The organism is Mycobacterium intermedium (genome assembly GCF_002086275.1).
In the GTDB taxonomy this organism is placed as follows: domain Bacteria; phylum Actinomycetota; class Actinomycetes; order Mycobacteriales; family Mycobacteriaceae; genus Mycobacterium; species Mycobacterium intermedium.
On record NZ_MVHT01000152.1, the window covers coordinates 1 to 7,385 of the forward strand.

The 7,385-nt window shown below is 65.2% G+C and carries 6 protein-coding genes; 1 reads left to right on the forward strand and 5 read right to left on the reverse strand.

Going from position 1 to position 7,385, the window contains the following annotated elements; translation table 11 throughout:
• Positions 1-137: 137 nt before the first annotated feature.
• Positions 138-1,319 (forward strand): DUF7373 family lipoprotein, encoded by a 1,182-nt coding sequence (locus BST27_RS29095; protein ID WP_083148752.1) that lies wholly within the window; start codon positions 138-140, stop codon positions 1,317-1,319.
• Between the two features lie 15 nt (positions 1,320-1,334).
• On the opposite strand, the gene BST27_RS29100 is transcribed toward BST27_RS29095, so the two are convergent.
• Genes BST27_RS29100 through BST27_RS29120 form a run of 5 tightly spaced genes read right to left on the reverse strand, consistent with a single transcriptional unit; the run spans position 1,335 to position 7,301 of the window.
• Positions 1,335-2,534, reverse strand: coding sequence for an acyl-CoA dehydrogenase family protein (locus BST27_RS29100; RefSeq protein WP_069417254.1), 1,200 nt, complete (start codon positions 2,532-2,534; stop codon positions 1,335-1,337).
• A complete protein-coding gene (locus BST27_RS29105) occupies positions 2,534-3,577 on the reverse strand; it encodes an acyl-CoA dehydrogenase family protein (RefSeq protein ID WP_069417253.1) in 1,044 nt (347 codons plus the stop codon). Before BST27_RS29105 ends, BST27_RS29100 begins: the two co-directional genes overlap by 1 nt.
• Entirely contained in the window at positions 3,577-4,437 is an 861-nt protein-coding gene (locus BST27_RS29110) for an amidohydrolase family protein (protein WP_069417252.1), read from the reverse strand. Before BST27_RS29110 ends, BST27_RS29105 begins: the two co-directional genes overlap by 1 nt.
• Positions 4,434-6,068, reverse strand: a complete 1,635-nt coding sequence (locus BST27_RS29115; RefSeq protein ID WP_069417251.1) for an acyl-CoA synthetase — start codon at positions 6,066-6,068, stop codon at positions 4,434-4,436. Before BST27_RS29115 ends, BST27_RS29110 begins: the two co-directional genes overlap by 4 nt.
• Before the next feature lie 21 nt (positions 6,069-6,089).
• Entirely contained in the window at positions 6,090-7,301 is a 1,212-nt protein-coding gene (locus BST27_RS29120) for an amidohydrolase family protein (protein ID WP_069417250.1), read from the reverse strand.
• Between the last annotated feature and the right edge of the window lie 84 nt (positions 7,302-7,385).

Sequence of the window (7,385 nt, forward strand, 5' to 3'; positions counted from 1 at the left end):
GGTACCGTGCCGTCGCTCATCGCTGTTCTCCTGCGTCCAGGTATCCCGGCAGAAAAAATCGTAGACCGGCGCCGCCCCCGAAGCGCAACCAGTCCCGTTGGATCCTGGTTGGCGCGGCGGTTTTCCTGGTCGTCGCCGTGGCGGCCGGGTTCGGCATCTGGGCGTTGACCAGCGACGGTGGCGAATCCAGCCACAAGAACGCTGTCGACCTCAGCAAACTGGACGTCGGGAATTACAACACGAAGCCGCGGCCCCTGCCGGGCCCCACCACAACTGAGCAGGGGAAGTTTCTCGAGGCGTATCGCCTGGCCGAGGGCGTCGTGAATCCCTACGACGTCGACCCCGTGCTCGATCACGTCTACGGCAGCGCCACCCCCGACCCGGCGACGGCTGCCACCACCATCGCCGGCACCGGCACTCCGCTCACTCAACCCGTGCTCGAGAAATACGGCATGATCTCGGCGTACATCGTCCAAGGCGTCTCGAAGCGGATCCAGGACTTTGCCCGGGAGAAGTTCGGCGACGTCCTGCTGGTCATGGTGACGAGCTTTCCCAACGACGACGCCGCCGCCAAGGCCGCCGCCGAGATGGACGCCGTCGACTTCGCCGTCAACAGCGAAAACCGGCCCGCCCAAATCCCCGGCTATGCCAAGGCCAAGGCACACTATCGACCCGGTTCCCCCTCGATCGGCGCGACCATGCCTTCGGGCAGAATGGTTGTCTCCGTCATCGTTCGCAGCGATGAAAACGACAACGTGGCGTTCTTGACCCAGCGGGTGAAGCGGACGTTGGACCTGCAAACACCGTTGCTGGACAAGGTCATCCCGTCTGTGGCCATCGGAGTCACCACCCTGCCGCTGGACCCGGATCGGATGCTCAGTCGGCTGTTCGTCCCGGCCGAACAGCCGCAGGTATCAAGCACCTTCGGCAGCATGGGTCCGCACGCGGCCGGCTTCTGTGCCGACAGCCCAGTCCGCAAAGAAGGGCTGTTTGAGCAGGCGGACGTCGACCGCTGCGCGTTCAGCACCGAGGGCCAACTGCTGCGGGCTCGTGACGAGGCGTCCGCAAAGGCATTGCTGCCCAAACTGATCGAAGCGGTCCGCGCCGAGTACATCGACCATGACGTGGCTCCGCCCGAGGCACTGAGCGACGCCCGTTGTGTCGAGCAGAAGGCGGAAATCGTGGCCGACAATGCCAATGCGCGCTTCGTGTGTTTCGTATCGTTCGGCCGCTACATCGGCTCGGTGTGGAGTAACGAGGAAAAAGACGCCCAGCAGCGGGCCGCGGCTCAGTACGCGATCTTGGTCAACAGCGCCTAGGCGACTGCGCCGCGTTCAGGAGATCTTCTTGGCCGGTGGCGAGTAGTTCGGCTTGCCCAGCCCGAGCACATGCTGAGCGATCATGTTGCGGAACACCTCGAGGGTGCCGCCGTAGATGCCAGCCAGCGGGGCGAATCGGTAGAGGTACTCCGACGCGCCGTTGTCGGCGGCGCCCTCGGTCTCGATGGGCAACACCGATGCGGGGCCGGCGATATCCATCAACTCAGGCCCGATGTCGCGCATCGTCTGCGCCTGCGCAACCCTGCCGAAGATGCTCGGTGTGGACAGCGCCGCCTCCAGGCGGGCGGCGCTGCGGCCCAGTCGGTATGCGACCGAGCCGTCGTCGATCCGGCGCGTCCCGTCCGGGCCCGGTCGGCCCACCAAAGCCGCCACAGCGTCCACAGCGGTGGACATGAAACCCGCTTGGTGCTGCATGATCGCGACATCTTGCAACCCGTCCGGGGCGGCGGAGACGGCGCCGTGCTCGGCGTCCAACGGGCCGCGTAGCACCGTCCAGCCGCCGTTGACCTCCCCGAGCAGGTACTTGTCGTCGACCCGCACGTCGCTGTAGTACACGATGTTGGTCCGGTCGCCGTCGACGGTGCGAATGCCCTGAATCTCGATGCCCGGAAGATCGAGCGGGACCAGAAACATGGTCAGGCTCTTGTGTTTTGGCGCATCCGGGTCGGTGTTGGTGATGAGGAACACGTACTGGCAGTTGTGTGCGCCGGTGGTGAACATCTTCGAGCCGTTAATGATCCAGCTCGACCCATCCGCCTCTCGCACCGCCCTCGTCTTACAGGTGGCGATGTCGGATCCACCCTCGGGTTCGGTGTATCCCAAGCACATTCGGACATGTCCGCTGAAAACCTTGGGCAGCACCTCTTCGACGAGTTCGGGCTTGCCGAACTCGGCCACCGCCCGAGCCACCATGGCCGTCGTGCCCCAGGTCACCCACGGCGTGTGCACACGACGCTTTTCCAGCTCCCAGATCCGGCGGCGGACCCGGCTGAAGCCGCCCTCGGACGACGGCTTCCACTCCTTTTCCAGCCAGCCTTTCGCACCGATCGCCAGGTGCACGCCCTCGTCGAAGTTGTCGCCGGTCTCCCGGTCCCGCCGACGAACCTCGTCGGTGACGGTTTCGGCGAGGAAGGCGCGCACCTCGGCGAGAAACGCCTTGTCGTCGTCGTCGAGTTCAACCCGCGAGAAATCCATTAGGCCGCACCACTTTCCCGCTCGGCGACGATCCGACCCACCTCTTTGGCCGTCACGCCGGGATCGCCGCCGGCCAGCACCCAGCCGCGGGCGCGCACCAGATACGCCGTCGCCGCGGCCTCGACCGACACTCCGAGTCCGCCCTGGATGTGTACCGCCATGGTGGCCGCCTTGGCCGCCTCCTCGGCCATGAACACGAACGCGCAACCAGGCAACTCGGGCCGTTCCTCGGGTTCGTTGTCCAGGTACCACGCCGCGCGTCGGGCCAGGTTGCGACCACCCTGCACGACGATCGCCATGTTGGCCAACGGATGCGATATCGCCTGCAACGTCGAGATCGGAACACCAAGCGTGTAGCGCGTTTTGGCGAATTCGGCCGCGATGGTCATCGTCTGCTCGACCAGGCCGGCCAGCGCAGCCGCGGTCAGCAGCCGCCATTCGTCGAGTGCGCGTCGGTAGGCCGCCGCCGCTTCGGGACCCGAGCCCAGGACGGTCCGCGAATCGGCCGCCCCGGGGTCCACCCAAGCCAGGGGTAGTTGCCCCAGATTGGGCACCCGGGCGGGCCGAGTGGCGAAGGTCAACAGGACAACGTCGTCGCCGTCACGCACGACGAGGCCGTCGGCGATGGACGCCGACGGGATGAGCCGCGATCCGCTCGCCGGTTCGGGTGCGGGATCGAGCCCCAGAATCCGGGTGCCTTCGATCACGTCTGGCTCGATGCCGCCGAGTGTCTCGGCCAGTCGCGCGGCACAGACGTGGTCGATCCACGGCACCGGGGCCAGCGCACGACCGAGTTCTTCAGCGACGAGCGTGAGATCCACCAGGGTGGCTCCGTCCCCGCCCGCGTCTTCGCTGATCGCCATCGAGGAGGCACCCATTGCGCACAACCGCTCCCACAGGCTCTTGTCGAAGCCGGTTTCCTGTGCGGCCCAGACCGTCTCGATAGGACAGTGAGTCTCCAGCAGTTGTCGGTACGCGGCCTGCAAAGCCTTGTGATCCTCGGTGAGGCTGTAGTCCTGTCGGCGCAGCTCGTAGCGATCCATCAGTCACCGTTCCCTGGTTGGAAGAAGAAGTCGTTGGCGTTGTTGTAGAGGTAGTTGTCGAGGACGTCGGGGGGCAGGTCGAGGGCGTTGGCCTCCGGGACCACCCGGTGCTGACGCAGCACCGGCCAGTCCGAGGCGAAGATTACTTTGCTGGCGCCCCGGGTGCGCATGTAGTGGATGAGGCTGTCCGGCAACCGCTTCGGCGACCACGCCGACGTCATCAGCCGTAGGTTGCGGTACTTGATCAGCATCCGAATCGCGATGTCCCACCATGGATCTGCGCCGTGAATCATGCACAGCTTCAGCTCCGGAAAGCGCACGCACACCCGATCCAGGTGAATCGGGTTCTGCACCTCCCCCGGTATCGGTGGGCCGGGGATGCCGGTGTTGACGCAGAGGGGAAGTCCGAGTTCGGCGCACTTGGCATACAGCGGGTAGTACACCGCGTCGCTGGGCGGGTACATGCCGTCGGCCCAGAAGCTGGGGCCCACAACGGCATACGCCACCGGCAGATCGGCTACCGCGGCGGTGAGCTCGCGTAACGGCCCCACCGGGCGGAGCAGGTTGATGCCGCCGAGGGCCAAGGCGAATCGGTCCGGGCGAGCATCGACGAATTTGCGGGCCGTCACCGACGGCTTGGTGAGATTGTCCATCAGGATGGCCTTTTCCACACCGTGCTCATCCATCTCGTCGAGCAACTCGGACAGGTCGACCGGGTCGAACATCGACTTGGGGCCCTTGAAGTAGTCGTCGCGAACCCTGGTCATGAACTCCGGTTGCTTTTCCGTCTCCCCGAAGTGCACGTTGACCAGACAGTCAATGACCTTTCGAGGGACCGGCGTGCCGGCGGGCTGAGTCATGGCTGAGTCCTTGCGGTTTGAGCGGCCTCTTGTTTGGCCCATCGGTAGTCGGCCTTGCCGTTGCCCAGACGACGGACCTTGTCGACCACGATAAATGCCTTGGGCACCTTGAACCTTGCCAGTTCGGCTGCGCAGTGCGCGCGCAGGGCGTCGGTGTCGACTTGAAGGTGCGCCGCGGCCGGGTCACGCAGTTCGAGCAGAGCGACGATTTCCTGCCCCCAGCGTTCGCTCTCCCGGCCTACCACCAGGGCGTCGGCGACGATGGGATGGGCGCGAAGCACCTCTTCGACCTCTTCGACGAACACCTTTTCGCCGCCGGTGTTGACCACCAGCGAATCCCGGCCCAGCAGGCGCAGGGTGCCATCGGCTTCCAGCGACGCCCGGTCCCCGGAGATGACGACGCGCAGACCGTCCACCACGGGGAAGGTCTTGGCCGTGGCGGCCTCGTCGTCGAAGTAGCCCAACGGTATACGGCCGGTGCGGGCCACCCAACCGACGTGTGGTTCGCCCGGGTCGAGGAATCGGCTGTAGTCCTCGGCCAACACCAAGCCGCCGGCGCGGAACGTGAAGGTGTCGGCTTGAACGTCCCGCCGGCTGTGGCCGAATCCCATGTTGCCCGTTTCGGAGGAGCCGTAGCCGTTGATCACCGTGATGTGCGGCAGGTGGTCGAGTAAGGCCCGCTGATGCTTGACGTTGGTGGCCGCGCCGCCGGTGCCGATCGCGAACAGGCTGGACAGGTCGTAGCGGCGCCGGTCGAGTTCTCCGACCAGCGGTCCGGCGTAGGCGTCGCCCACCATCGACATCAGGCCGACCTTTTCGCGTTCGGCGATCTCCAGCACCGCTGCGGGATCGAACCTCCGCGCGGTGTCGTAGAGGACGGCGGTCTGGCCGGCAAGGATGGCGGAGAAGGCGGTCCACATGCCGGCGGCGTGCATCAACGGCGACACCGCGTACCAGGGCCGGCCGACCTTCTGCACTCGTTGGTGGATCTCGTCGACCGCGACGTGGTCGGCGCCGTTCATCGACGCGACGTACATGTCGGCTTGTCGCCACAGCACACCCTTGGGCCGGCCGGTCGTGCCGCCGGTGCAGATCATGATCAGGTCGTCGGGCGACGGGATGATGTCGCAGTCGGAATCCCCTTGTGCCAGCACATCTTCGAGCGTGACCGCACGGGGCAGCTCGGGATAGTCGCTGCCGTCGTCAACCGAGACCAGCAAGTCGGCACCCACCGACGGGAGTACGTCGGCAAACTTTGCCCCCAGGGAGCGGTGGTAGATGACCCCGCGCGGCCTGACGTAGGCCAGCAGGTCGGCGACTTCGCGCGGCGTGTAATAGTGGTTGATGTTGACCGGCACCACGCGGGCCTTCAGACACGCGATCACCATGTCGGGGTACAGGTCGTTGTACATGATGAGCGCCACGCGGTCCTGGCCGCACTCCCAGTTGCTCAGCGTGTCACGTTCCGCATGCGCGCCAAAGCCGTTGCCCGCCAGAAAGTTAGCCAGCCGACGAGTTCGGTCGGCACAATCGGCGAAGGTACTGCGGCGAGAGCCGCACACCGTCATCACCCGGTCGGGCACGGCCTCGGCGACCGCGTCCAGCACCGCGCCGATTGTCCATTCGCTCATCGCAGTGACCCGAGGGACGGCCTACACCGAGGCGGGAACATTCACACCGAGCAGATCAAGCGCGTTGTCTCGCATCACCTTCCGGGTGTCCTCGGCACTGAACTCGGGGAACTGCGGGATGTCGGCGGTGAACGCCATCGGGTCGGCGAGCCCTTCGCCGTGCGGCCAGTCCGAGCCGAACAAGATCCTGTCCACGCCGATCGTCTCGGCGAGCAGCTTGACATCGTCTTCGTAGTAGGGCGCGATCCAGACGTTGTTCTTCAGCTGCGAAACCGGGTCCTCTTTGTAGTGACGCGGATTGTTGTTAGCGGACTTCTTGAGGCGCTTGATCAAGCGGTAGACGAAGTACGAGCCGTTCTCGATGCTGACGGTCTTCAGCTTGGGATGACGGGTGAAGACCTGGTGCACGATCATCGACGCCATCGTGTCATGGATCGCCCGGTCGTCCAGCAGCACCTGATCGAGCGGATCCTTCTTGCCGAATCCTTCGAAGGTGGCCTTGCCGCCCCACAACGCGTTGATCGCCAGATAGCCACTGTCGCTGAGGTGGAAGCCCACCGGGACGCCGGCCTCCGCCAACCGCGCCCAAACCGGATCATGCACGGGGTCTCCCAACGACCGCGGCTTGACCCGACCGGGCACCGGCGCAGGGCGGACCAGAACCAGCTTGGCGCCGCGGCCAAGCACGAACTCGACTTCCTCGACGGCCTTTTCGGGGTCGGCGAGCGAGATGATCGGCGCCGAGATGATCCGGTTATCGGGCCGATTGAAGCCCCAGTCCTCATCGAGCCAGAGGTTGAATGCGTGCACCGAGGCCATCGTCGCGTCGATGTCGTGCTTGAGCGCCTCTTCGACCCCGCAGGCGAACGTGGGCAGCATGAACACCGTCTCGAGATTCTGGGTGTCCATTACCTTCACCCGAGCGTCCCGGTTCTGGTACTCGGGGTGATTCGCGAGCCGGTCGACCTTCATCAACGATGCCGGGTCCACACCCTCGGGAATCTCGCCGCGGAACAACAGGTCCAGGCACCCCGGCTCGATGATTGGGTCGAACGTCGGGTTCGGGATGAACTGGTTGATCTGCCCGCCGATTACCGCCCAGGTGCGCTTGTCGTCGCGCATCATCTGCACACCGCGCCGCTTGAATTCCTTCGGGAGGTAGCGGGTGAACGCGTCGATCGGCTCGTAGTAGTGGTTGTCGACGTCAATCGCCCGGTAGTCCAGCGTGTTCATGGTGGGCGTCCTTAAGTTCGTAGGTGCAGTTACTTCGTGTTGTTACGTTGTGCTGTGACCCGGGCGGGTCGGGTGAGGTTGTTG

Bases quoted from the DNA above. Each gene is read 5' to 3' on its own strand.
- BST27_RS29100 (WP_069417254.1), bottom strand. From the start codon at position 2,534: ATGGATTTCTCGCGGGTTGAACTCGACGACGACGACAAGGCGTTTCTC.
- BST27_RS29105 (WP_069417253.1), bottom strand. From the start codon at position 3,577: ATGGATCGCTACGAGCTGCGCCGACAGGACTACAGCCTCACCGAGGAT.
- BST27_RS29110 (WP_069417252.1), bottom strand. From the start codon at position 4,437: ATGACTCAGCCCGCCGGCACGCCGGTCCCTCGAAAGGTCATTGACTGT.
- BST27_RS29115 (WP_069417251.1), bottom strand. From the start codon at position 6,068: ATGAGCGAATGGACAATCGGCGCGGTGCTGGACGCGGTCGCCGAGGCC.
- BST27_RS29120 (WP_069417250.1), bottom strand. From the start codon at position 7,301: ATGAACACGCTGGACTACCGGGCGATTGACGTCGACAACCACTACTAC.